The 25,074-nt window shown below is 42.9% G+C and carries 17 protein-coding genes and 1 tRNA gene; 12 read left to right on the top strand and 6 right to left on the bottom strand.

The features are described 5' to 3' along the window. Positions 1 to 27 precede the first annotated feature (27 nt). From AAJP47_RS01465 to AAJP47_RS01415, 11 genes are all read left to right on the top strand, one after another. Positions 28 to 699, top strand: a complete 672-nt coding sequence (locus tag AAJP47_RS01465; RefSeq protein WP_346716132.1) for a 3-oxoacid CoA-transferase subunit A — start codon at positions 28 to 30, stop codon at positions 697 to 699. After that, on the top strand, positions 699 to 1,358 hold the full coding sequence (locus tag AAJP47_RS01460) for a 3-oxoacid CoA-transferase subunit B (protein ID WP_497198666.1): 660 nt from the start codon (positions 699 to 701) through the stop codon (positions 1,356 to 1,358). Before AAJP47_RS01465 ends, AAJP47_RS01460 begins: the two co-directional genes overlap by 1 nt. 149 nt (positions 1,359 to 1,507) lie before the next feature. After that, the gene (locus tag AAJP47_RS01455) at positions 1,508 to 2,035 is read left to right on the top strand and encodes a TRAP transporter small permease (RefSeq protein WP_346716130.1); all 528 of its coding nucleotides are present in this window, start codon (positions 1,508 to 1,510) and stop codon (positions 2,033 to 2,035) included. Beyond that, positions 2,032 to 3,321, top strand: a complete 1,290-nt coding sequence (locus tag AAJP47_RS01450) for a TRAP transporter large permease (protein ID WP_346716129.1) — start codon at positions 2,032 to 2,034, stop codon at positions 3,319 to 3,321. The genes AAJP47_RS01455 and AAJP47_RS01450 overlap by 4 nt, the downstream gene beginning before the upstream one ends. A gap of 481 nt (positions 3,322 to 3,802) precedes the next feature. Next, positions 3,803 to 4,633: a p-hydroxycinnamoyl CoA hydratase/lyase gene (locus AAJP47_RS01445; protein ID WP_346716128.1), complete on the top strand. Its 831-nt coding sequence runs from the start codon at positions 3,803 to 3,805 to the stop codon at positions 4,631 to 4,633. Positions 4,634 to 4,793: 160 nt separating this feature from the next. Further along, positions 4,794 to 6,242, top strand: a complete 1,449-nt coding sequence (locus tag AAJP47_RS01440) for an aldehyde dehydrogenase (RefSeq protein WP_346716127.1) — start codon at positions 4,794 to 4,796, stop codon at positions 6,240 to 6,242. 54 nt (positions 6,243 to 6,296) lie between these two features. Next, positions 6,297 to 8,219 (top strand): feruloyl-CoA synthase, encoded by a 1,923-nt coding sequence (locus tag AAJP47_RS01435; RefSeq protein ID WP_346716126.1) that lies wholly within the window; start codon positions 6,297 to 6,299, stop codon positions 8,217 to 8,219. A gap of 26 nt (positions 8,220 to 8,245) precedes the next feature. Continuing rightward, positions 8,246 to 8,701: a MarR family winged helix-turn-helix transcriptional regulator gene (locus tag AAJP47_RS01430; protein WP_346716125.1), complete on the top strand. Its 456-nt coding sequence runs from the start codon at positions 8,246 to 8,248 to the stop codon at positions 8,699 to 8,701. A gap of 878 nt (positions 8,702 to 9,579) precedes the next feature. After that, positions 9,580 to 10,662, top strand: coding sequence for a TRAP transporter substrate-binding protein (locus tag AAJP47_RS01425; protein WP_346716124.1), 1,083 nt, complete (start codon positions 9,580 to 9,582; stop codon positions 10,660 to 10,662). 55 nt (positions 10,663 to 10,717) lie between these two features. Then, positions 10,718 to 12,520 carry an acyl-CoA dehydrogenase C-terminal domain-containing protein gene (locus AAJP47_RS01420; RefSeq protein ID WP_346716123.1) on the top strand — a complete coding sequence of 601 codons (1,803 nt, stop codon included), beginning with the start codon at positions 10,718 to 10,720 and terminating at the stop codon, positions 12,518 to 12,520. 99 nt (positions 12,521 to 12,619) lie between these two features. Next, positions 12,620 to 13,663, top strand: coding sequence for an MBL fold metallo-hydrolase (locus AAJP47_RS01415; RefSeq protein ID WP_346716122.1), 1,044 nt, complete (start codon positions 12,620 to 12,622; stop codon positions 13,661 to 13,663). Positions 13,664 to 14,028: 365 nt separating this feature from the next. Here the strand turns inward: AAJP47_RS01415 and AAJP47_RS01410 are convergent. Next, positions 14,029 to 14,105: transfer RNA gene (locus tag AAJP47_RS01410), tRNA-Val, on the bottom strand. A gap of 237 nt (positions 14,106 to 14,342) precedes the next feature. Here AAJP47_RS01410 and AAJP47_RS01405 point away from each other — a divergent pair. Continuing rightward, positions 14,343 to 15,326 carry a glutathione S-transferase family protein gene (locus tag AAJP47_RS01405; RefSeq protein WP_346716121.1) on the top strand — a complete coding sequence of 328 codons (984 nt, stop codon included), beginning with the start codon at positions 14,343 to 14,345 and terminating at the stop codon, positions 15,324 to 15,326. Positions 15,327 to 15,494: 168 nt separating this feature from the next. Here the strand turns inward: AAJP47_RS01405 and hemB are convergent, their stop codons facing one another. The 5 genes from hemB to AAJP47_RS01380 all read right to left on the bottom strand — a co-directional run bounded on the left by hemB (position 15,495) and on the right by AAJP47_RS01380 (position 24,830). Continuing rightward, positions 15,495 to 16,502, bottom strand: a complete 1,008-nt coding sequence (gene hemB / locus AAJP47_RS01400) for a porphobilinogen synthase (protein WP_346716120.1) — start codon at positions 16,500 to 16,502, stop codon at positions 15,495 to 15,497. Between the two features lie 196 nt (positions 16,503 to 16,698). Further along, complete coding sequence (locus AAJP47_RS01395) at positions 16,699 to 18,519, bottom strand: efflux transporter outer membrane subunit (protein ID WP_346716119.1); 1,821 nt, start codon at positions 18,517 to 18,519, stop codon at positions 16,699 to 16,701. Further along, positions 18,516 to 21,755: an efflux RND transporter permease subunit gene (locus AAJP47_RS01390; RefSeq protein WP_346716118.1), complete on the bottom strand. Its 3,240-nt coding sequence runs from the start codon at positions 21,753 to 21,755 to the stop codon at positions 18,516 to 18,518. Before AAJP47_RS01390 ends, AAJP47_RS01395 begins: the two co-directional genes overlap by 4 nt. A 35-nt stretch (positions 21,756 to 21,790) precedes the next feature. After that, positions 21,791 to 23,188, bottom strand: a complete 1,398-nt coding sequence (locus tag AAJP47_RS01385; protein WP_346716117.1) for an efflux RND transporter periplasmic adaptor subunit — start codon at positions 23,186 to 23,188, stop codon at positions 21,791 to 21,793. Positions 23,189 to 23,804: 616 nt separating this feature from the next. Continuing rightward, a complete protein-coding gene (locus AAJP47_RS01380; protein ID WP_346716116.1) occupies positions 23,805 to 24,830 on the bottom strand; it encodes a polyprenyl synthetase family protein in 1,026 nt (341 codons plus the stop codon). Between the last annotated feature and the right edge of the window lie 244 nt (positions 24,831 to 25,074).

Here is a 25,074-nt window from a genome sequence, read left to right as displayed (position 1 = left end):
TTCAATATTTTTATAGAGGATGATTCGATGTTAAATAAAGTGACAGACTCTGCCAGTGTAGCCATGAGTCAGGTTAATGATGGGGCAACCATCTTAATAGGTGGCTTTGGCTTGGCAGGTCAACCTACAGAACTGATTGATGCGCTGATTGAACGCAATGCAAAGGATTTAACCATCGTTAGCAATAATGCCGGCAATGGCGAGACAGGATTGGCCTTGTTGTTAAAGTCAGGCTGTGTGCGCAAAATTATTTGCTCATTTCCGCGTCAGCATGACTCATATATTTTTGATGATCTGTATCGAACAGGAAAAATCGAGCTAGAAGTAGTACCGCAAGGAACACTAGCGGCGCGTATGCAAGCGGGCGGCAGTGGTTTTGGTGCCATCTATACGCCAACCGCGTATGGGACGCTATTGGCTGAAGGCAAAGAGACGCGGACAATTGATGGTATCAATTATGTCCTAGAGTACCCAATTAAAGCCGATTTTGCGCTTATCAAAGCCTTTAAGGGTGACCGCTGGGGTAATTTAACGTATCGAAAAGCGGCACGCAATTTTGGTCCCATTATGGCAGCAGCATCTCATCATACAATTGCTCAAGTTAGCGAAGTGGTTGAACTGGGAGACCTAGATCCTGAACACATTATTACCCCAGGTATCTTTGTGCATGACGTTGTCTTGACTGAAGGAGAAAGATGATGAGTGATTATACACCACGTTCTGTTGATGAGATTGCTCAGCGTGTTGCTCAAGATATCGAAGAAGGTATGTATGTCAATTTGGGTATTGGGCAGCCCACTCGAGTCGCCGATTTTTTGCCAAAAGACAAAGACATCTTCTTGCATAGCGAAAACGGTGTCCTAGGTATGGGTCCTGCGCCTGCTGAAGGTCACGAAGATGGCGATTTAATCAACGCAGGCAAACAATACATCACGCTGCTCGATGGCGGCAGTTATTTCCATCATGGCGACTCATTTGCTATGATCCGCGGTGGACATATTGATTTGTGCGTACTTGGGGCTTTTGAAGTAGCACAAAATGGTGATATTGCCAATTGGTTTTTGGGTCGACCAAAAGATATTCCAGCCGTTGGCGGCGCGATGGATCTTGCCGTGGGTGCCAAGAAAGTCTATGTCATCATGGATCATGTAAGCAAAAATGGCGAACCCAAAATTGTCGAAGCATTGCAGCTACCTATCACAGGCAAGCGATGTGTCAATCGAATCTATACTGACTTAGCAGTGATTGATGTCACTGAACAGGGCTTAGTGATTCGTGACATGGTAGATGGATTGAGCTTTGATGAGTTACAAGCCAAGACTGGGGCAAAATTATTAAAGTCATATGTTCACAGTTAAAATAATCTAATCTATAAAAAAGAAACAGTCTTTACCATCAGGAAAGGAGTCTATGATGAAGAGAATCCATTTTTCACCGCAGTGCCAGCTACTCGTCCTATCTACTTTGATAATAGAGCAGACTATTATGATTAAGTGGGAGGTGTCACATGGCATTCTTAATTAAACTTAGCAATTCTATTTCTAGGTTGTGTCAATTTATTGGTGGCATTAGTTTAATCATTATTGTTCTTGTCACTATTATAGACGTGGTCACCCGGTATGTTTTCAAACTTACTGGCGGTGAGTTTGGTTTTACCGTAAAAGGCAGCGTTGAGATTGTCTCCTACTTCATGCTATTTGCTTTGCTTGCCGCCTTTGCTGCTTTTGTTGAACGCTCACAAATTATCGTCGATGTCTTTACCCAAAAAATGCCACAGTCTATTAAAGGCTACTTAATGGGGACATTCATGATCGGCTTCTTTCTAGTTGGTATCGTTTTTGCTTGGGGTCTCTATGAGAGTGCCATTGACGCCCTTGAACACGGCAATATGACACAAGACCTTAGAATCTCAATGATGCCTATTTTCTTGGTAAGCGCATTTTTAAGTGTCTTGCTTGCCATACGCTCCCTAATCGAATCCATCAACATCTTTAAAACAGGCGAATTTTTTGACGCCGAGGAGACAGGCGCATGAGTCCAGAAATTATTGGTGCTGTCGGTTTGTTATGTATGATCGTAATGGTAATGTTGCGCGTTCCAGTAGCGTTAGCAATGTTAGGGGTTGGGCTCGTAGGATTTGGGGCAGTGACGACATCAAGTGGTGCTCTACAAATGCTCAAAGACATCCCAGTTGATGTCTTAGCCAAATATGATTTTAGTGCCATCCCTCTATTTATTCTAATGGGGGTATTTGCTACTCACTCAGGTATGGCAGGCAAATTGTTTGAAGCTACTCGCACCATATTTGGCGGGGTAAGGGGCAGTCTAGGTATTGCAGGTATCGGCTCTTCTGGTATCTTTGCATCCATCTCAGGCTCCTCTTTAGCCACTGCTTCTACCATGACTAAAGTGGCCCTGCCGCAAATGGAGAAGTACGGCTATCAGCCAGGCTTTGCCTGCGGTATCTTAGCCGCAGGTGGTACACTTGGCATCATGATTCCGCCCAGTATTGCTTTACTGGTTTATGCCATTTTAACCCAGCAGTCTGTGGGTGATATGTTCATCGCAGGCTTCTTACCAGGTATGCTCGGCATGGTGATGTATTCAATCACAGTCATGATCATGGTACGCTGGAAACCGCACCTAGCACGCCGCGGTGAGTCAACGTCTTGGAAAGAGAAGCTATTGTCGCTGACTGGCCTAATACCCTTTAGTTTTATCTTTATTGTGATTATTGCGGGTATCTTCTTTGGATTATTCACCCCAACAGAAGGGGCAGCAGTGGGTGCCTTTGTTTCTTGGGCTTATGCCTTTGTTAAAGGCATGCGGATGGAAGGGCTTAAGCAATCACTAGTTGAGACACTGGCATTATCAGCGGTCGTGTTCTTTATGCTTTTGGGCGCAGAGGCGCTGGGTTATTTTATATCAGTATCGCAATTGTCAAGTTCTCTAGCCGCTTGGATTGGTGGGTTGAATGTTAGTCCAATGATCATTTTGATCAGTATTTTAATCATGTACTTTTTGCTTGGCCTGTTTATGGATGCCTTGGCAATGTTGGTGATTACGATCCCTGTGGTGTATCCCATTATCTTAGCATTGGGGTTTGATCCAGTTTGGTTTGGTATTATTGCTGTACTAACTGTAGAGCTTGGGCTTATTACACCACCTATGGGCATGAATATCTTCGTGATCAAGGCAATGGCACCGCATATTAAATTGTCTGATATGTTCCGCGGGGTAGCACCATTTATTGTCTCTGATTTGATCAGGTTAGTAGTATTAGTGACATTTCCAGCAATATCATTGGTATTGTTGGGTTAATCGCTACAATAGGTTATTGGATATAACCTTCTCAAAATATTCAGATAATGATAAATTTCAAAGCCATATTATCATCAAGATAATATGGCTTTTTTTATAAAACGTCATTGCAAAATCGTTTTCGCAACTTGTATAACAACGCTCAATTTCTCTAACACCCTCTTGTAATACTGACTAATGTTATCAACTAGGTTTATTATTTTAATGTTAATTTTATCTATTTATAACCAAATTAATCGAGTTAAAAAGAAGAATGAAATACCAATGAGAACTTAAATTAATTATAAAAGAATAATAATATCAAAGACTAATAAATAAAATAGGTAAAAATTACTACTTTTTTAGATATATTTCGACTAAATATATTTATCTCAAGAGCTTTACAAGTTATTAAGTTTGTTGATAATATTGGTTGGTACTAATTGCTTAAATAAAAACGCTTGTAAGTATCAAGAAACTTAATCAAACACTGGAGCATACTATGTCAGATTATGAAAACCGCTGGACAACCGTGAAGGTAGATGTCACCGAAAATATCGCTTGGGTGACGTTGAATCGTCCAGATCAACGCAATTGTATGAGTCCAACGCTCAACCGAGAAATGATAGATGTATTAGAAACGCTAGAGCAGGATCCAGATGCTGGCGTTGTAGTTATCACTGGCGAAGGGAGCGCTTGGACGGCTGGTATGGATCTAAAAGAGTATTTCCGTGAGACAGATGGACAACCTGAAATTGCTCAAGAAAAAACACGTAGAGATGCTTGCAGATGGCAATGGCAACTATTACGTATGTACAATAAGCCTACTATTGCGATGGTAAATGGCTGGTGTTTTGGTGGCGCTTTTTCACCGCTAGTGGCGTGCGATCTCGCTTACTGTGCTGATGAAGCCACATTTGGTCTATCAGAAATCAACTGGGGCATTCCACCAGGTAATCTTGTTAGCAAGGCTATGGCAGACACTGTAGGCCATCGTGAATCACTCTACTACATCATGACGGGCGAACCGTTTAAAGGCAAAAAAGCCGAACAAATGGGTTTAGTCAATAAAAGCGTGCCACTTGATGAACTGAAAGCCGAAGTAGAGAAAGTTGCTAAAGTACTACTACAAAAAAATCCCGTTGTTCTACGCTATGCGAAAAATGGTTTCAAACGCTGCCGAGAGCTTACATGGGATCAGAACGAAGACTACCTATATGCTAAGCTTGACCAATGTCTCATGCGTGATCCAGAAAATGGTCGCGATGAAGGTATGCGTCAGTTCTTAGACGAAAAAACTATCAAGCCAGGTTTGCAAACCTATAAGCGATAGATTTTTCACCTTTTCTTCTGTGAAGAGGAGAAGGTGAATTTTTTATGCAGTGTTATTTTCTAAGCTCCTTTGTTGATAAAGGTCTTCGGAAATTTTTTTAATCAATAAAACAAGAATAGTGTCAATCACTTCTGTTCCTCTCTGGAAAAGGAATTCCAATATGTATCATGCCCAGCTGTTTATTAATGGCAAATCATGCCCCGCAATGGACAACAGTACCTTTAGTCATGTCGGTCCAATGACAGGTGAGATAGTGACCAGCGCATCTGCCGCAAAAGTAGGAGATGCCAATAGAGCTATCGAGGCCGCCGCCGCCGCTTTTCCTATTTGGTCAGCATTGCCTCCAAGTGAAAAACGCCTACGCTTGCTCAAGGCTGCAGACTTACTTGCTTCACGCGCCCAAGCATTCATTGATATTGGTATGACAGAAATGGGTTCAAGTGGTGCATGGTATGGCTTCAATGTCCAAGTAGCGGCCAATATGCTACGCGATGCTGCAGGTATGATCACTCAAATTCAAGGCGATATCATTCCAAGCGATGTCGAAGGTCGAATGGCCATGGCTTTGCGTGTACCTTGCGGTGTGGTCGTCGGTATGGCACCTTGGAATGCACCTATTATATTGGCCACTCGAGCCCTAGCGATGCCACTTGCTTGTGGTAACACGGTAGTGCTTAAAGCCTCTGAACACTGTCCTGCTACTCATGAACTACTCATCAAAACCCTAAATGAGGCAGGCCTCGGTGAAGGTGTGGTCAACTTGGTAACTCATAGTAGTGAAGATGCACCAAGCGTCGTAAAGGCTTTAATCGCTCACCCAGCTGTCAAACGTATTAATTTTACAGGTTCGACCCATGTCGGAAAAATAATTGCCAAACAATGTGCCCAATATTTAAAACCTGTGATACTAGAGTTAGGAGGAAAAGCGCCTGTTATTGTCTGTGAGGATGCTGATATTAAAGAGGCTGCCAATGCTATCGCCTTCGGAGCCTTCTTTAATCAAGGGCAAATCTGTATGAGCACGGAGCGCGTGCTGGTCAACGAAAAAGTTGCTGATAAGCTTATCGAACACCTCAAGGCCAAGATTGACAGTTTTATTACAGGTTTACCAACTGAGCAAGTCCACATTGCCCATGTTATTAGTCAACACGCGGCTGATCGTATAATGGCTATGGTGAAAGATGCTGAAAATAAAGGAGCCAAAGCCATAACCAGTTATTCCTGTGATGGTACCGCCATTAGCCCGGTTTTGTTGGAAGGTATCACGCCAGAGATGCATCTGTACTTTGAAGAGTCTTTCGGCCCTGTCTGTACGCTAGAGAGAGTTGCTGATGACAATGAGGCTATTACCAAAGCCAATGCATCAGAATTTGGGCTATCTTCTGCCGTTTTTAGTCAAGATATCGGCCGCGCGATGAATATTGCCAAACGCATTGAAAGCGGAATCTGCCACATTAATTCAGCGACTGTTGACGATGAAGCGCCCATGCCATTTGGTGGCGTCAAAGCCAGCGGTCATGGACGATTTGGGAGTAAAGCCTCAATCAGCGAATTTACCGAATTACGCTGGATAACCATGCGCAGTACGCCAAAACATTATCCAATTTGATTATAATAAGAAATGTTTTAAGGAAGAAACTTATCATAACAATAGGAGCAGTTCATGATCCAATCCACTTGTAACATTTATCCAGAACGCACCGTTGCTGTCGGCAATCACGAAGTCCAAATTCACCGTAAAAATACTCAAGAAGGTGAGGTTGTATATATAAACGCCATCGAAGAACTACACGACTACCCAAGTTATTTATTTGATAAGCTATATGAATATGCTGACAAATATCCAGACAGAATACTTATTGCCCAACGTGAACTAAATACAGCAACTAGAGAGCGCGGCAAGTGGATAAGGCTTACCTATAGCGAAGTACTGCAGAAGGCTCGCAACATTGCCCAAGCATTGTTTAAATATGAGCTATCAGCGGAACGCCCGTTAATGATATTGTCCGAAAACTCACTTGAAGTATTTTTATTGATGAGTGGGGCTATGCTTGCTAACATCCCATATACTCTGATTGCCCCAGCGTATTCGTTAGTTGCCCAAACGCCTGATAAGTTGCAGTACGTCATTGATAAAGTCACACCAGGGTTGTTTTATGCAGGCGATGGAAAGGGCTTTTTGCGTCAACTTAAAGCATGTAATCAGCTAGATAAACCTATCATTACATCAACTGGAATGCTTGATAGTGAGGAGTGTATTCATTTAAATGATCTTCTCACTACTGTCGCCACTGATGATGTTGAGCAAGTACATCACCAAATGACCCGCGATAGCATTGTAAAGTTCCTCTTTACCTCAGGCTCAACAGGCAACCCTAAAGTTGTACCGACCACTCACCGTATGCTTTGTAGTAATCAGCAGATGCTTAAACAAACGTTGTGCCTAGATGAAAACAACCCTCCTGTATTAGTCGATTGGCTAAGCTGGCATCATACTTTTGGCGGTAGCCACAACCTTGGTATTGCCTTGTACAATGGTGGATCATTTTACATTGATGAAGGTCGCCCGATTGAAGGTCACTTTGAGGAAACTATTCGCAACTTAAAAGAGATCTCTCCGAGTAAATACTTTAACGTACCAGTGGGATGGGCTATGCTTGCTGATGCCTTGGAGGAAGACGAAGTACTGTGCAACAACTTTTTTAAAAATGTTGATCTGTATTTCTTTGGTGGAGCGAGCTTGTCGCCAGATCTTTGGAAACGACTTAGTGATATTAGCTATCGACATTGTGGCGAAAAAATCCGCATTATGGCGGGTCTTGGCATGACAGAAACATCTCCATCATGTACCTTTACAACAGGGCCATCGAATACCACTGCCAATTTTATTGGTTTCCCTGCACCAGGGGTTGAGGTTAAAATTGTCCCTGTACAAGATAAGCTTGAGTTACGTATTCGAGGGCCTCATGTCATGGCAGGCTATTGGCGACATGACTGTACCGAAAAAGGCATCCTTGATAGCTTTGATGAAGAAGGCTTTTACCATACAGGTGATGGCGTGACCTTCTATAACCCTAATAATTTTTCAGATGGCTTAGTATATAACGGTCGCATAACGGAAGACTTTAAGCTAATGACAGGCACTTTTGTCAATGTTGGCGAATTACGAAATCGTATGGTACTACAAGGCCATAAGCTGATTGAAGATGTGGTATTGACAGGTGAAGGTAAGGATGAGATCGGTGCCTTAGTGTTTGTCAAAGAAAAAGCGGCGCGTAATATGACAGGAGATTTTGATCATGACTTAAAACAAGTGCTAGAGCATGACAAAATACAGGCATGGTTTAACGATTTTATGGACAAAGTTAATGACGGCTATGATGCAAGCTCAAAACGTATCGCCCGTATTTACCTAATGAACACACCAGCCAGCGTGTCTCTCGGTGAAAAGACTGATAAAGGCACTCTGAACCAACGTAAAATACGTAATAATAGGTTGAATGAAAATACTGCTTTATATGGGAACAAGTTAGATAAGCTAAGATTTTTAGTTAGAAAGTCTAATATAGAGAGCGAAATAACTTAACGCTACTAAATAGTAAGGAAGGCAGATTGAAAGATTTACAACTCAATAAGCTCATTGGCAACATTCCAACTGTTAGCTACAGTGTGGGACAACTAGATAAACTTATCCATCAACAGCTTAGCGAAGCATTATTAGAAATTGGTGTGAGTTTGCCGCAGTTTACTATGTTAGCGAATCTACATTTACGTGGCGAAACTGCAAATGCTAAACTCGCTTCACGCTCTTTTATAAGTCCACAAGCATCGAATCAAATCATCAAGACTATGGAAGAAAGAGGATGGGTAAGTAAAGGTGAAGACCCCAATCATGGGCGCATCTTACTTATTGGACTAACTGAAGCAGGCCAAAACGTCTATAAGCAGTGCGAGATTAAAGCCTTTAGTTTCGAAAATAAAATGTTAGAGGGTATACCCGTTGAAAATGCACTTATGTTAAAAGCTACTATACAGCGATTAATAGCTAATTTAAAAGAAGACGACTAGTGCTGATTGCTAGAATAAAATAATTGTTTGTAAATAGGTGTGGTGTCGAAACTAATAAGTCAGGTGAGAGAAAGGGGTTAGCAACTTTACTCATAAATAATCTGAGAGAACATATGATGAACTAGATTTAGTTATAAGATAATCATCCCTGATAAGACAATCATGTTTTTAGGCGATATGGCCTATAATAAGAATCTGATAGGCGCTGACTTATAGTCATTTGCTTGGTCAGTTTCTTGATGTCGAATTGAGTACTCATTGCTGCAAATCCAGTGTTTATCCTTGAGTATGGTGCGAGGCATAGCAAGCGATATATTTTTTAGATGAGAACTTAAAAATTGGTTGTTCGCTATTCTTTTGCTATTTATTTATGCTCAATGTTCAATACGTCCTAACCTATCTAATAAAAAAGGCGGCTAGCACTCTATATACAGAGTACTAGCCGTCTTTTTTATATCTGGCATTTTTCTAAGTGGATTTGCTAATCTTGTGAATGGATGGTGGTTTACTATGTATCGCTAGTTTTGTGCCTATTGTAAGAGTAGCCAACATATAAAATAACGTTATTGGACTTTTTCTATTATTGAAATAATTTAACAAAATCAATAAAAATATGTCAATCTAGTTGATAATATTTTTTTAATATACTATTGTCTAAAATGTAATATATGTTTAATATTAGGGTTATACGAAATTAATTGAATATATAATGTTTTATAATTATAAAGAAACTTTACAAATTTACGTGTATTAATGTTAAAGTCATAGCGCTCTTTAACTCTATTCTTAACCAAGATGTTCAGCTACTTTAATCAGAAATTAATAGCTCAATAAAGTACGGTTTTTATCTTGCATCTACCAATCAAAAGGACTTGATTATGTCTAACATATCTTTTAGCTTTGCCCCTGATTTTTGCTTTTCAAAGCTATTTTCTACACTTATATTGTCGCTTACAGCATCAGTGAGTCTAGTTGCGTGCGGCGGTGCAGAAACAAAAGGTGCTAATTCTGATGAAGTCATTGTCTTACGCATGTCGCATTTTTTGCCTGCACCAGCAGCAATGAACACTGATGCATTGGAGCCTTGGGCCAAGAAAATTGAAGAAGAATCAAAGGGCCGTCTAAAGATTGTAAATTTTCCAGGATCAACGCTTAGTAAAGCGGATGAGACTTATGATGCGGCGGTGAATGGTAAGGTTGATATTGGTATGCAGTTGCAAGGGTATAGTAGCGGTCGTTTTCCATTATCTCAAATCGCAGAGTTACCTGGTATGTCAAACTCAGCTGCACAAATGAGTTGTATCATGCAGACCTTATACGATAACGGTACTATCTCAAGTGAGTATGAAGACTCTCACGTCTTGGCATTATATGGTAACGGTCCTGGTGTGCTTCATAGTAATAAGCCAATCGCTAAGCCTGAAGATATGAAAGGTCTGCGTATACGTCGTCCATCCGCAGTGGCTGGCGATATACTAGAAAGTATGGGTGCTGCACCTGTAGGAATACCTGCTAATGATATTTATACTTCATTACAACGCGGAGTCGTTGATGGCTTAAGTTTGCAATGGGATGCGGTTCCAGTATTTCGCGTGGATGAGCTTGTAAAAAACCATACCAACATTCCTTTTTACTCATCAGGTTTTGTGCTGAATATGAATAAGGCAAAATACGACTCACTTCCTGACGATTTGAAAAAAGTGCTTGATGACAACTCTGGCATGGTATTTTCTAAAATGGTTGGAGAGGTTATCAGCGCAATGGATGTAGAAGCACTGCAAGCGGCTAGAGATACTGGTAGTAATATCATCGATATCCCGGATCCATTGAACAACCCTGCTTGGTCAGGCCCATTAAAGCAAGGTACTCAAAAATACCTTGATTCTATAAGTCAAACTGGTGTCGACGCCGACGCAATATACAAAAAAGTACAAGAGGTTAGCGCTTCTTGTAAAGTGTAAAAGTCACTCATACAAAAATTATCGTTCATTTTATCTTTTATGAAAAGGAAGTTTTATGCGTATTTATAACGCGCCTTTACAAGAAATGCATTTTTTACTGACTGAAGTTTTTGACGCGCCATCATTTTGGGAAGCAAATGAGAGCTTGAGTCATATTGATATTGACACTGTAAGTGTGGTTCTTGAAGAGCTAGATAAGTTCACTAAAAACGTACTTCTACCACTCAATCGTAGTGGGGATGAAGAGGGCGTTAGTTTTTCAATTGATGCGCAAGGGTATGGCAAGGTGACCACACCTAAGGGTTTTAAACAGGCATATCAACAGTATATGGAGGCGGGCTGGATTGGTTTGGGCGCAACGACAGAATATGGCGGGCAAGGCTTTCCTAAAATGGTGTCTATGTTTCAAGAAGAGATGATGTTTAGTGCCAATCAAGCATTTGCTCTTTATCCTAATCTTGCTTTAGGCGCTGGATTGTGTCTATTAAAATCAGCGACTGATGCGCAAAAGCATCTCTATTTAGAAAAGATTTACTCTGGTGAATGGGCAGGAACGATGTGCTTGACTGAGTCTCATGCCGGTACAGACGTAGGATTAACCAAAACCAAAGCACTACTTAATGAGGACGGTAGCTACAATATTACAGGTAGTAAAATCTTCATTACTGGCGGTGACCATGATTTGACGGAGAATATCATTCATCTCGTATTGGCAAAAACACCAAATGCGCCTGCTGGTTCTAAAGGTGTTTCTCTGTTTATCGTGCCAAAATATCTCATCAAAGATGATGGTCAAGGAAGTGATCAGTTAGGTGCTCGCAATGCTGTTTCTGTTGGTTCTATCGAGCACAAAATGGGCGTCAAAGCGTCAGCAACTTGTGTACTTAATTTTGACAGTGCTAAAGGTTGGATGGTGGGAGAAGAAAACACTGGCCTTGCCTCTATGTTCATCATCATGAATTATGAACGTTTGGCCATTGGTGTACAAGGCATTAGTGTGGCGGAGCTGGCTTATCAAAACGCTGTTGCTTACGCCAATGACCGTCTCCAATCTCGTAGCGACTCTGGCATAAAAAACCCTGATAAATCAGCAGATGCTATCATTCATCATGCTGATGTGCGCCGAATGCTGCTCAATGCAAAATCTCATACGGAAGCCTCTCGCTGTTTTGCCATGTATGTTGCAAAACAGTTAGATATCGCAAAATATAGCGATGATGAGCAACTTATTAAGGTAGCAAATGACCGTGTTGCCCTATTAACACCAATTACCAAAGCATTTTTAAGCGATAAAGGTTTTGAGGTGACGGTCGACTGTCAGCAGGTATTTGGTGGGCACGGCTACATTCGTGAGTGGGGTATGGAGCAGATTGTACGTGATGCTCGAATTGCACAAATTTATGAAGGCGCAAATGGTATTCAGGCATTAGATCTGCTAGGACGAAAAGTTGCCAAAAATGGAGGCGCTATATTGTCTGATTTCTTAGCTGAGATTCGTGCATTTATTAACAATATGCAAGCTGAGCATCATATTAAGCAAGCGACCTTAAATGCAGTTGACAGCATTGAAAGTTTGACCAAGACGGTACTGGCTAATATTGATGAGCGCAAAGATGAAATTAATGGATGTGCAGTGAACTACTTACATGCTATGGGTTATCTATGCTTTGCTTATATGTATGCAATGATAGTAGAGACTAGTCATGATAAAGAGGAATATTTTTATATTAATAAACTAAAATTGGCAGACTATTTCATTGATCACATTCTTCCTCGTATGCAATCACACGTACAGATGGCCCAAGCAGGAAGTGAATCTATAATGGCATTTGATTTAGATTATTTTAGTTATGCGTAAATAAAATATGAAAACACATCTGTAGTCTAGCAAAGCAAACTTATAGTTTGAGAACGACATAAATATTATAAGTCAACTTATAAAATCTAAGGATAGATCATGAGTCATATAATTTTTAAAACAACTTTATCAACGGTAATCGTAGCATCTTTATTAAGCGCTTGTAGTGCTATTGAGCCAAAAGCAACCAATACAAATTTAGTAACTACTTCAGATAATCTATACAAACCTGACACGCATCCAGCTGGGCTACCTACTTCCCCCAATGAGATGCGTGTCACATTACTCGGTACGGGTAGCCCTGTGCCAAGTGTCAGCCGTTATAGTATGTCAACGCTTGTTCAAGCTAACGGTTACAACTTTGTGTTTGATGCTGGTCGTGGTAACGTTATTCGCCTAACGCAAGCGGGTGTTCCTCTAGGTAAGATTGATGGAGTATTTCTCACCCATTACCATTCTGATCATGTAAATGGGTTAAGTGACTTATGGATGACAGGTTATATACCAGCTTTTGGCGGTAGAGCGGGAGGTCTTGAAGTTTATGGACCTAAAGGCGTTAATGCGCTTGTTGAAGGTTTAAAAATGGCTCATGCAGATGACATTAGGGTACGTGTTGCTGACAAGGAAATCAAAGACGAGTCAACTACTGACATTAGAGCAAATGAGTTTGATACCAATAGCGTTGTATTTAATAAAAACGGTGTAAAAATTACTTCTTTTGATGTTGAACATGACCATAACGGCGCTATACAGCCAGCTGTCGGCTTTCGTATCGACTATGCGGGTCATTCCGTATTGTTAAGTGGGGATACCACCCCAACACCCAATGTAATCAAATACGGTAAAGACGTTGATTTATTGATTCATGAGGTAGCAGATTTTGAAGATATAAATGCATTACCACAAGTATATGCGCATCATACTAACCCACGACAAGCCAGTAATATATTCAATCAAACAAGGCCAAAAATGGCGGTATATAGTCATATCGTTGATGGCGGCTCTTCAAAAAAGCTTACTCCTATTTCAGATGATGAATTCATCAAACGAACGAGAGAAAATTATAGTGGACCGTTGGTGATGGGAAAAGACTTAATGAGCTTCTCTATCACATCCAAAGGAGTTGAAGTTTATCGTTATTAAAAAACAAGACAGTGTTCTAAAAAGCTAGTTTGGTTTTTGGTTGATTCATTGTCTTAGTCGATGTAATTGGCGTATTGGATCATTACTACCAAAACGTCATTCACTTTTCTTTAAACAAAATAGGAATGCTTTTTCAGAGTTCTATTATATTTATATATGATGCTTGGCTTCACTGCAAGATTCTTCTATTCTAAGCCTTTAAGAAGTGACACTCAGGCACAATTTGGGCACACAAGTTTTTCCATGATGTTTATTAAGAGCTTGAAAAAGAGAATTTCAATCGACGCAGACTCTTAATTTCTCCTACAGCCCATATTTTACGAACAAAAAAAAGCCCCAGTCGTTAAACTGGGGCTTTCTAAATTTGGTAGGCATAAGCAGACTCGAACTGCTGACCTCTACCATGTCAAGGTAGCGCTCTAACCAACTGAGCTATACGCCTATTTAGGTTGAGCATTTTAGCAAGTTTTGAAGACTTTGCAAGTCTTTTTTAGACCAATATTCAATTATCCGCAAAATAATAAGAAAGTGCTCCCATTACCGCGGTTTATACTTACCAAAAAGCCACTGCCGTTAGCTTCTGATACAAGCTTTAATATCAGTACAGCACAGAAGTGTTACCATAGATATCGTGAATGAAGCCGTTATCAAATAAAATTAGAATATAGAGGAGAAGAACATGGGATTATTAGTTGATGGTCAATGGCAGGATAAATGGTATGACACCGACGCCAATGGCGGAAGTTTTAAGCGTGAAGATGCAGGTTTTAGAAACTGGGTAACGGTAGATGGCAGCGCTGGGCCGTCAGGTAAAGGCGGTTTTAAAGCCGAAGCGGGTCGCTATCATTTATATGTGTCTTTGGCGTGTCCTTGGGCGCACCGGACCACGATATATCGCAAGTTAAAAGGGTTAGAAGACATGATCTCGATGTCTGTGGTCCATCCGTTTATGGGCGATCATGGCTGGACGTTCGCAGAGGGCGACTGCGTTACTGGCGATCCGATTGTTCATGCAGATTATTTATATGAGGTGTATACCGCCGCCAAGCCAGACTATACTGGCCGTGTGACAGTCCCTGTGCTGTGGGACAAACAGACCAATACCATCGTCAGCAATGAATCTGCTGAAATCATTCGTATGTTTAATTCAGCTTTTGATGAAGTAGGGGCAGCAGAAGGTGACTTCTTACCATCAGCGTTAGTAGAAGAGATCGATGAAATCAATGCGTTCGTTTACTCTGCAGTCAACAATGGTGTTTACAAAGCGGGTTTTGCGACCACGCAAGAAGCCTATGAAGAGCCTGTAACGACGTTGTTTGATGCGTTAGATACCTTAGAGGCACGCTTAGCAGACCGTCGCTATTTGATGGGTGAGCAGATAACTGAGGCCGATTGGCGCTTATTTACCACATTGGTTCGCTTTGATGCGGTTTACGTGGGTCATTTCAAATGTAACATACGCCGTATCGTTGATTATCCTAACCTGTGGGGCTATCTGCGTGATCTGTATCAAGTTTCAGGCGTGCCAGAGACTGTGAATATGGAGCACATCAAAACCCATTACTACACCAGCCACGCCAATATCAATCCAACGGGTATCATACCAGTGGGTCCGGTTTTAGATTTTAATAAGCCACATGACCGTGCGCGTTCACAACACTAAACTGACAGACAGTTGGGTCTAATAAACTGGCTCAATAGGGCAATGAATATTGTCTGATTAAGTCAGTTTTCATGAACCATACCCTATACTTTATTCATAAAAAATGCGCCAGCTGATATCAGTTAGCTGGCGCAATGCGTTTAAAAATATCAAAGCAAAATGCAGAAATTAAGCGTTATTCAACTGTCTTGCCGCCTCTAGCGCAAAATACGTCAAGATACCATCAGCACCAGCACGGCGGAACCCAATCAACGACTCTAAGATGACCGCGTCGCTCAGCCAGCCATTTTGAATCGCTGCCATGTGCATGGCGTATTCGCCTGAGACTTGGTAGGCAAATGTCGGTATGCCAAAGGTGTTTTTGACTTCGCGGATCAGATCTAAGTATGGCTGGCCAGGTTTAATCATGACCATATCCGCGCCTTCATTGATATCCATCGCCACCTCATGTAGAGCTTCAGCACGATTACCAAAGTCCATTTGGTACTGTTTTTTGTGGCCACCTTTTAAGTTGCCAGCACTACCTACCGCATCACGGAATGGGCCGTAGTAAGCTGACGCGTACTTGGCTGAGTAAGCCATGATGGCGGTATTAGCAAAGCCTTCTGCTTCAAAAGCATCACGCATGGCTTTGATACGACCATCCATCATATCGCTAGGAGAGATGATATCAGCGCCAGCGCGGGCGTGTACCAATGCCTGCTCAACCAGCACCTCAACGGTTGCATCATTGACGACATAACCATTTTCATCGAGTAAGCCGTCTTGACCATGAGACGTATAAGGATCTAGTGCCACATCTGTCATTACTACCATCTCTGGAACCGCGTCTTTGACTGCTTTGACCGCGCGGGCAGTAAGGCCGTTTTCATCGTAGGCGGCTTTGCCATCAGGGGTTTTTAGTGAGTTATCAATGACAGGGAAAATGTCGATTGTGGTCACCCCTTCGGCCAACAGCTCTTTAGCATAATCAATCAGCAAATCGATTGATAAGCGCTCAACCCCGGGCATACTAGCAATGGCTTCGCGTTGATTGTTGCCTTCCAATACAAAAACAGGGGCGATAAAGTGTTTGGGATGCAGTTCAACCTCACGAATCATCGCTCGGACATTGTCGTTATAACGTAGACGACGTAGACGGGTTTCAGGGAATTGACGATTAAAAGTATAAGTCATAATTTTTCCTTATTTGATTATTAGGGCGTGTTAAAAAAGGGCGGTGTGCAGTACCGCCACTATAACCAATAGCGTGCTACAAAAGCAAAAAACCCCACCGAGTCGGTAGGGCTGATGGTATTTACTAATGATTAATATGCGATCAATCGCCAATCTAATAGCGAACCAATCTCATAAGCACTCAGCGGCGCAGACATTAAGGTTCAATAATCTGTGTGACTGGTACTTCTTCAACGCGGCCTTCTTCAACGACGCCTTTATTTAATGTGGTCGTTTTGGTCACCACACCCACGGCAGCATCTTTTTGACCGTCGTTATTCACATCAACAACCGCAGTCGGCTCAAAGGTAGTGACTTTCTTCGCTTGGGCTTGTTTTAGGTCAGCCGCTTCTTGCGGAGATGCGACACGCGCTGAACCAGCAGCATCGATAGCTTCGACTGCTTTTGCTTTATTGGTGTTCGTCGGTAGAGTCAACACTTGAGCCAAGTTGGTGTACTGCGGTACAGGAATAGCAGTCGGTACATCTAGATCGGCACCGCCGCCCAATACTTGATACAACTCGATTTGGCTGATAAGTTTTTGTAGCTCTAAATCTAAAATACCTTGCTGCGTTGAGAACAACGAGCGCTGTGCATCGAGCACGTCTAAATAGTTATCGATACCCGCTTTAAAGCGCGCATCAGCGATTTGATACGTCTGCTCGAAGTTATCCTGCAATCGATACTGTGACTCTAACTGCTCGCCAAGCGTTGCCCGTGTTGCCAGTACGTCTGACACTTCACGGAAAGCGGTTTGGATAGAGTTTTCGTAACCTGCAAGGGTTTGCTCACGCTCAATTCTGGCCACATCATAATTGGCATCTAGGCGACCTGCATCAAAAATAGGCACACTGATGCTTGGTCCAAATGACCAGCCAAACGAGCCGCTTTTGAACAAGTTGTCCAAGTTATCACTACTAACGCCCACACTACTTGCTAAGCTGATAGAGGGGAAATAAGACGCGCGCGCCACTGCAATATTGGCACCAGCGGCCTTTAGGTTGTACTCCGCTTGCAGTACATCAGGACGGTAGCGTAGCAATTCACTTGGCAAGCCTGCATTAAAGATTTGCTGATTGGTGATATTGCTGACAGCAGGCGTTGGAATCAAGTTGGTTGGAATGGGTCCACCAACCAGAAACTGTAGTGCATTACGAGATTGTAAAATACTGCTTTGCGCCCGTAATACAGCGAGTTTGGCGGTCTCTAATGACGCACTTGCTTGCAAAGAAGGCAGCCTTGGATCGATACCTGCTTCAAACCGTTTGCCAGCAATGAACAATGACTGCTCACGGCTTTCAACGGTAGCTTCCGCCAGCTTTAGCTGAGCCAAGCTATAGCTCAAATTGGCATAACTCTGCGCGATATTACTAACCAAACTAATTTGTGTTGCGTCTTTGGCTGCTGCCGTTGCTAAGAAGTTTTGCAGCGCCTGATCTTTTAAGCTGGCAATTCTGCCCCAAAAGTCGAGTTCATAATTTGCCAGACCAAGATTAACACTGTAGCCATCGCTGGTAAGATTCCTTTGGCGTTGGCGCGAGTAACTCGCGCTACCATCGATGGTGGGTAAATCATTAATATCGGTGATTTGATATTGAGCACGCGCTCTTTCAATCGCCAAACGAGCGCTTTCGAAGTCTTTATTGTTTTCAAGACCCAAGGCAATCAGACCTTTTAAACGCTCGTCACTATAAAAACTCTGCCAGCGTTGACTAGCAATACTTGGCTGCTCAGCTGTACTAACCGTCTCTTTATCAAATGCCCCATAGGTTTGATTAATGGGAATGTTAGGTTCAGCAAGGACAGGACGCGTATCAGCTTTTGGAATGGTGTTACAGGCAGCCATGCTCATTGCTAAAGCAGTTAATCCGATTAGACGACCGCCATTTTTACGCATGCGTAATAGCACGGGCTGCGTAGTGGTGGCCACATTTGCCACCACTACTGAATTGACGTTAATTATTTTTTGAGCACTCATTGTGTGTTGTCTCCAAAGCTTGCAGGCTGATAACTCTCAGAAGGCGTTGGGTTATGTGGATCAGGCGTACCATTACTACCGTTACCATCATTTTTATCATTAGGCTTGTTGTTCTCATATTTGTGCGGGAATAAACTACGTACCCAAATATAGAACATAGGAATAAAGAAGATACCTAAGATGGTAGCGGTAACCACTCCACCAAGTACGCTGGTACCGATGGCATTTTGACTACCTGAGCCAGGACCGGTGGCGATAAATAATGGCACAACACCCAGTCCAAAGGCAAGTGAGGTCATGATAATCGGACGCAAACGTTGACGTGCCGCCGTCATGACTGCCTCTGTGAGGCTATAGCCTTCCTCTTGGTGTTCTTTTGCAAACTCAATAATCAAGATGGCGTTTTTGGCAGATAGACCAACCACAGTGAGTAGACCTACTTGCAAGTAAATATCGTTACTAAACCCACGTAGCCACGTAAAGATCGCCGCACCCAATACCCCAAGTGGAATGACCAATAAGACTGAGAAAGGAATAGACCAACTCTCATACAAGGCTGCTAGACATAAGAAGACGACCAAGATTGAGATTGCATAAAGCGTAGGCGCTTGTGCCCCTGACTTTTGCTCTTCAAGTGACATACCCGTCCATTCATAGCCTATACCTTCAGGCAATTTCTGAATCATTGCCTCCATGGCGCTCATTGCTTCACCCGTACTCATACCAGGCGCTGCGCTACCTTGAATATTCATTGACGGTAAGCTGTTATAACGAGTCAGACGCGGTGAGCCAGATTCCCACTCACTGCTAGAGAAGGCGTCAAAGGGAATCATCTCGCCTGCGTCATTACGTACATACCACTTATCGATATCATCAGGGTTGGTACGGCTATCCGGTTCGCCTTGAACATAAACGCGCTTAATACGACCACGATCGACAAAGTCATTGATATAACTTGAGCCCCAAGCGGTTGAGATAACGCTATTAATATTCGCTAATGATAAGCCATAAGCGGCCGCTTGCTCTTGATTGATATTAACTTTTAACTGTGGCGCATCTTCTGAACCGTTTGGACGTACATCAGCCACTTGATCGTTCTGGGCTGCCATACCGAGTAGCGTATTACGTGCTTCAAGTAGGCCCTCATGTCCAAGGTTGCTTGTGTCCTGAATCATTAAGTCAAAACCAGTGGCGTTACCAAGCTCGGTAATCGCGGGTGGTACAACGGCATAAACTTGTGCTTCGTTTAACTGGGTAAAGAAATAACCCATGGCGCGACCAGCAACCGCCTGCGCGGTGTTTTCTGCACCAGAACGATTCTCCCAGTCTGACAAGCGCACGAACGCCAGTCCCATGTTTTGTCCTTGACCAGAAAAACTAAAGCCGGCAATGGAAAAGACAGAAGCGATATTGTCGGTTTCCTGCGTTTCGTAATAGTCAGTGACTTTATCGAGTACGGCTTGCGTTTCATTAAGCGTCGAACCAGCAGGGAGCTGCACTAAGGTAAACATAACACCCTGATCTTCTTCTGGTAAAAACGAGCCTGGAATACGTAAGAATACCACGGCCATAATACCGATGATGGCAGCATAACCAATCAAGTATAGCCACTTTAAACGAATACTTTTGCCAACGAAGTTTTCATACGAGCGACTAAGTTTAGTAAAGCCGCGGTTGAACCAACCAAAGAACCCTTTTTGTCTCTCGCCATTGCCTTTCTCATGGCTCTTGCCGCGTTTGAGCAAAGTCACACAAAGGGCTGGGGTAAAGATAAGAGCAACCAATGCTGATAGCACCATACTGGTGATCAGGGTGATTGAGAACTGGCGATAAATCACACCTGTTGAGCCGCCAAAGAAGGCCATCGGTACAAATACCGCTGATAGAATCAAGGCAATACCGATAACAATCTTACTGATCTCGCCCATGGACTGAATCGTGGCGTCCTTGACAGAGATGTGCGGGTCTTCTTCTAAGATACGCTCGACGTTTTCGACCACGACGATGGCATCATCGACCAGCAGACCAATGGACAGTACCATCGCAAACATGGTCAGTACGTTGATACTAAAACCAGCGATATAAAGGACGGCAAACGTACCTAGCAAAACGATAGGAACGGCAAGCGTTGGAATAATAGTGGCACGCCAGTTTTGTAGGAAAATAAACATGACGATAAAGACTAATACAATCGCTTCGGCAAGGGTATGTACAACCTGTTCGATAGACAAACGAACAAATGGCGTGGTGTCATAAGGAACAACAGAGACCAGACCCGCTGGGAAGTTTGTTTCCAGCTCTGCCATACGCGCGCCAAATGCTTCTCGAGTGGCAAGCGCATTAGCGCCGCCTGCCAATGAAATAGCAAGACCAGCGGCTTCTTTACCATTATATAAAGAGATGACACTGTAGTTTTCACTACCAATCTCAACATCGGCAACATCACCCAAGCGTACTTGCGCACCAGAGACGTCTGTTTTTAATAGAATGTCTTTGAATTCTTCAGGGGTTTGTAGATAGCTTTGTACGGTGACCGTTGCATTAATAACTTGTTGTTCAGTATTAGCAGGTGCTTGCCCGAGCTGGCCTGCTGACACTTGCGCATTTTGCGCACGTACCGCTTCGACCACATCAGATGGCACCATGTTATAGGCACGTAAGCGGGCAGGGTCTAACCAGATGCGCATGGCATAGGTAGAGCCAAACACTTGAACTTCGCCCACCCCTTCAACACGACTGACTTGATCGACGACATTTGAGTTAATGTAATCGGCAATATCGCTACGATCCATGCTGCCGTCTTCAGAGACAAACGCTTGCACCATCAAAAAGCTGCTAGAGGATTTATTGACGTTGACGCCTTGACGCTGAACAGATTCAGGTAGCGAGCTCATCGCCGCTTGCAGTTTATTCTGCACCTGTACCTGCGCGGTATCAGAGTCTGTACCGTTCTCGAAAGTCAAAGTGACAGAGGCGCTGCCATTTGAAGAGCTTGATGACGACATATACATGAGGCCATCAAGGCCTTTCATGCGTTGTTCAATAATCTGTACAACTGAGTTTTCAACGGTTTGTGCGTTAGCACCAGGATAGCTTGCACTGACTGAAATCGTCGGTGGCGCGATACGTGGATACTGTTCAATCGGTAAGTTAATAACCGATATCACCCCGATGAGCATGACCAAAATAGCCAATACCCATGCAAAAATAGGGCGATTAATAAAAAAACGTGACATAGTATATCCCTAAGTCTTCCTATCTTTGAATGGAATTATTGAGCAGCGGCTTCTGTTTGTTCTTTACTAGCGTTGTTGTTGCCAGCTGGCTTCTCATCCACTGTTTTTGCAGCTTGCTGCGGCGTTTTCGCATTGGGTGCGTTTTGGGCAGATGGCGCGTTGCCAGCATTGTCTAAAGGCTTAACAACCACCTCTTGTTCAGGTTTGACCTTACTACCACCGATCACCACGACTTTATCACCTGCTTGCAAACCATCAGTAACGACCCATTGCCCATTGTAGGTGCCATTGATCGTAACGGGACGTACTTGAATCTTATTGTTTTCATCAGCGATATAAACTTGCGTCTCACCTTTAGGGGTACGCATCACCGCACTTTGTGGAACCAAGCTAGCATTGTTGATCACGCTTTGTGTCAAGCGGGCAGTCACGTACATCCCTGGCAACAATATATTGTTGTTATTTGGGAAAATAGCACGCAAGGTTACCGCCCCTGTTGATTCATCAACCTTTGCTTCAGACAAAGCAAGCTTGCCACGTACTGGATAAACGGAACCATCTTCTAATATGAGCTCAACCGAGTTCATGCCAGCCTGCGCTTTGCCTTCAGATATCTGCTGACGCAATCTTAATAGCTCAGATGATGATTGGCTGATATCGACATAGATAGGATCTAAACGTGAAATCGTAACCAAAGGATCTGCTTGACTGGCACTTACGAGCGTACCAGCGGTAACACTAGAGCGATCGGTACGACCAGTAAGCGGTGCACGTACGATGGTACGGTTAAGATCTAGATTACTAGCGGCCAAACCTGCTTGAGCGGTCTGAATACCCGCTCTTGCACTTTCGATACCTGCTTGCGTTTGTCCGACAGCGGCCGCTGCACTTTGCACTGCTGCTTGTGCCGTACGTACTTCTGTTTGCGCTTGATCATATTGCTGCTTTGAGATGGCATCGATACTTACCAAGCCCTCTAAGCGTTGTAGATCGTTTTGCGCTTGCGCCAAAGATGCTTGGCGGCTGGCAAGCTCAGCTTTTGCATTGGCGTTGTTTGCTTGCGCGGTTTGATAATTGGCCTGTGCTTGTTGCACCGCTGCCTCACCACTAGCAATAGAAGAGGTGTAATTATCAGTATTGATACGATAGAGTGGTTGGCCTTTTTTGACGTTACTGCCTTCGCGGAATAATACTTCGTCAATGACACCATTGACCTGTGGGCGAACGTCAGCCGTTTGATAAGCGGCGGTACGTCCAGAAAAAGTTTGTACTTGAGGTACGGTCTCTAAGGTGACAGTCTGCACGTTGACAACCGCAGGTGGCATCTGTTGCTGTGCCGCTTCACCCGCGGCGTCCTCGTTTTTGTCACAGCCAACAAGTACAGCTCCAGATAGTACAGATGCTATTACAAGCGCAAGAGTAGAATGCTTCATCAATGTCCTCGGCGATAGGTAAAAATAAATAATGACAGTATAAAAAGTTATCAATAAATCTTTGTGTATCGAATATTAAAATTAGTATTTGTTCCAAGCACCTATACCATCTTTGCCGACGCCATATCAAATGACGTTTGTTTAGCAAGATCTCGCTATTAGGACATCTGATAGCGACATGTATTTTCAGTGATAGGCGTAAGATTCTCTGACATCAAAAATGTAGTTAAACTACAAATTCAACTGATAAATTTAATGAGTAATTATAAACTATAGGGGTAACCCCATAGTCAAGTAATTGAACATAGGGTTTGAGATAAAAAATGACATGGCAGGCTGGTTATAATGACAAATCTATTGTTATAACAAGCGTAAGCTCCAATATCAGCTAATGCGAAGACATACAATCTTCAATTGAAACTCATTGTAAAATTTTGTGAAAATCACAAAGCCATACGAGCGTAAAGGTCTTTAAACGGGCCCAAATCAGGTTTGTTAACAAAAAAATGATTTTGGCAACCCCTAATTACGATCATAATAACAGTTGTTCAGCATAAGCTTCTACTCCCAAACACGCACTGTCTGATTATTGAGCAAAATTCTGAATTAGATAAAGCTACAATAAACGTGCACTCGCAAGCTCAGTTAATTGATATAAACCCTGACGGTAACGGTTGTCAGGCAGCGTACTTAAGGCATCCTGTGCCAATCGGGTTTCTTCAAGCGCGCGCTGCTTACAGTAATCCAATGAGCCTGAACGACGCACCAAATTAATAAGCTGCTCGGCGTTTGGCGTTTTGCCAGTTTGTACGGCAATACGTAGCTGCTCATAGCCTTCAGGATCACTGTCATTTAATAGCTCAAGGGCTTTAATAGTGGGTAGGGTGGGCTTGCCTTCTGCCAAGTCATCGCCTAAGTTTTTGCCCATCAACTCGCTATCGCCGCTGTAATCAAGGACATCGTCAATGATTTGGAAGGCGTTCCCAAAATGCTGACCAAAATCACCCAATGCCTGCATATATTCTGTCTTGTTTTGCAAAATAGCAGCACCTTGGGTCGCCATCATAAACAGACGCGAGGTCTTACCGTCAATAATACGTAAGTAGTCCGCTTCCGTGGCAGCCGGGTTGTGCTGATGTTGTAGCTGTAATACCTCACCCTCAGCGATATCACACGTACCATCTGAGAACACCTGCAATAGTGGCAAGCTTTGAAAGCCAACCAATAAATTAAAAGCCCGTGCAATCAGATAGTCACCAACCAAAACCGCTGTTGCATTATCCCATGTGGCATTGGCCGTTGGTTTGCCGCGGCGCTGGCCTGATTCATCAATCACATCGTCATGGACCAAGGTTGCCGTGTGCAGCATTTCAGTAATGGCCGCCAAATGCATGGCTTTTGTCGATGGATTGTCATCAAACATACGAGCACATAACAAAGTAATCAGTGGGCGCATACGTTTACCGCCTGCATCAATCACATGCTGAGAGACGCTCATCACCAGTTGGACTTTTGAATTTAGGCTACCGAATACTTGCTTATCCATAATCTCAAAATCATCAGCCACAATGTTTTGTATATCAGCATAGCTAAGCGTGGACAAAGAGACACAAGCGGTGTTATTAGAAGAGGTACTGGTCATAATAAGTAGTCGTATTAATAAGAGTAAAGAGAATTTTTTATAGCCTTGACTCTGTGCATCGGTAAGGCAACATTTTGTCTATGATAACATAGCTCTGTATTCAAATTGTTGCTTAAAGTGCGTTAAGAGACTAGTGACAGCCATTTATTGATATAAGACTGAACGACCATTACAAATAAAATTGACACATTAAAACACCTTTAAATGATAATAGGATGAATGCTTACTCTGTGCACAATTTTAT

Origin of the sequence: Psychrobacter halotolerans (genome assembly GCF_039680845.1) — a bacterium.
In the GTDB taxonomy this organism is placed as follows: Bacteria; Pseudomonadota; Gammaproteobacteria; order Pseudomonadales; family Moraxellaceae; genus Psychrobacter.
This window is presented reverse-complemented; position numbering and strand designations above follow the sequence as displayed.

Bases quoted from the DNA above. Each gene is read 5' to 3' on its own strand.
- AAJP47_RS01460 (WP_497198666.1), top strand. From the start codon at position 699: ATGAGTGATTATACACCACGTTCTGTTGATGAGATTGCTCAGCGTGTT.
- AAJP47_RS01420 (WP_346716123.1), top strand. From the start codon at position 10,718: ATGCGTATTTATAACGCGCCTTTACAAGAAATGCATTTTTTACTGACT.
- AAJP47_RS01415 (WP_346716122.1), top strand. From the start codon at position 12,620: ATGAGTCATATAATTTTTAAAACAACTTTATCAACGGTAATCGTAGCA.
- AAJP47_RS01455 (WP_346716130.1), top strand. From the start codon at position 1,508: ATGGCATTCTTAATTAAACTTAGCAATTCTATTTCTAGGTTGTGTCAA.
- AAJP47_RS01465 (WP_346716132.1), top strand. From the start codon at position 28: ATGTTAAATAAAGTGACAGACTCTGCCAGTGTAGCCATGAGTCAGGTT.
- AAJP47_RS01405 (WP_346716121.1), top strand. From the start codon at position 14,343: ATGGGATTATTAGTTGATGGTCAATGGCAGGATAAATGGTATGACACC.
- AAJP47_RS01425 (WP_346716124.1), top strand. From the start codon at position 9,580: ATGTCTAACATATCTTTTAGCTTTGCCCCTGATTTTTGCTTTTCAAAG.
- AAJP47_RS01390 (WP_346716118.1), bottom strand. From the start codon at position 21,755: ATGTCACGTTTTTTTATTAATCGCCCTATTTTTGCATGGGTATTGGCT.
- AAJP47_RS01435 (WP_346716126.1), top strand. From the start codon at position 6,297: ATGATCCAATCCACTTGTAACATTTATCCAGAACGCACCGTTGCTGTC.
- AAJP47_RS01440 (WP_346716127.1), top strand. From the start codon at position 4,794: ATGTATCATGCCCAGCTGTTTATTAATGGCAAATCATGCCCCGCAATG.
- AAJP47_RS01395 (WP_346716119.1), bottom strand. From the start codon at position 18,519: ATGAGTGCTCAAAAAATAATTAACGTCAATTCAGTAGTGGTGGCAAAT.
- AAJP47_RS01445 (WP_346716128.1), top strand. From the start codon at position 3,803: ATGTCAGATTATGAAAACCGCTGGACAACCGTGAAGGTAGATGTCACC.
- AAJP47_RS01450 (WP_346716129.1), top strand. From the start codon at position 2,032: ATGAGTCCAGAAATTATTGGTGCTGTCGGTTTGTTATGTATGATCGTA.
- AAJP47_RS01380 (WP_346716116.1), bottom strand. From the start codon at position 24,830: ATGACCAGTACCTCTTCTAATAACACCGCTTGTGTCTCTTTGTCCACG.
- hemB (WP_346716120.1), bottom strand. From the start codon at position 16,502: ATGACTTATACTTTTAATCGTCAATTCCCTGAAACCCGTCTACGTCGT.
- AAJP47_RS01385 (WP_346716117.1), bottom strand. From the start codon at position 23,188: ATGAAGCATTCTACTCTTGCGCTTGTAATAGCATCTGTACTATCTGGA.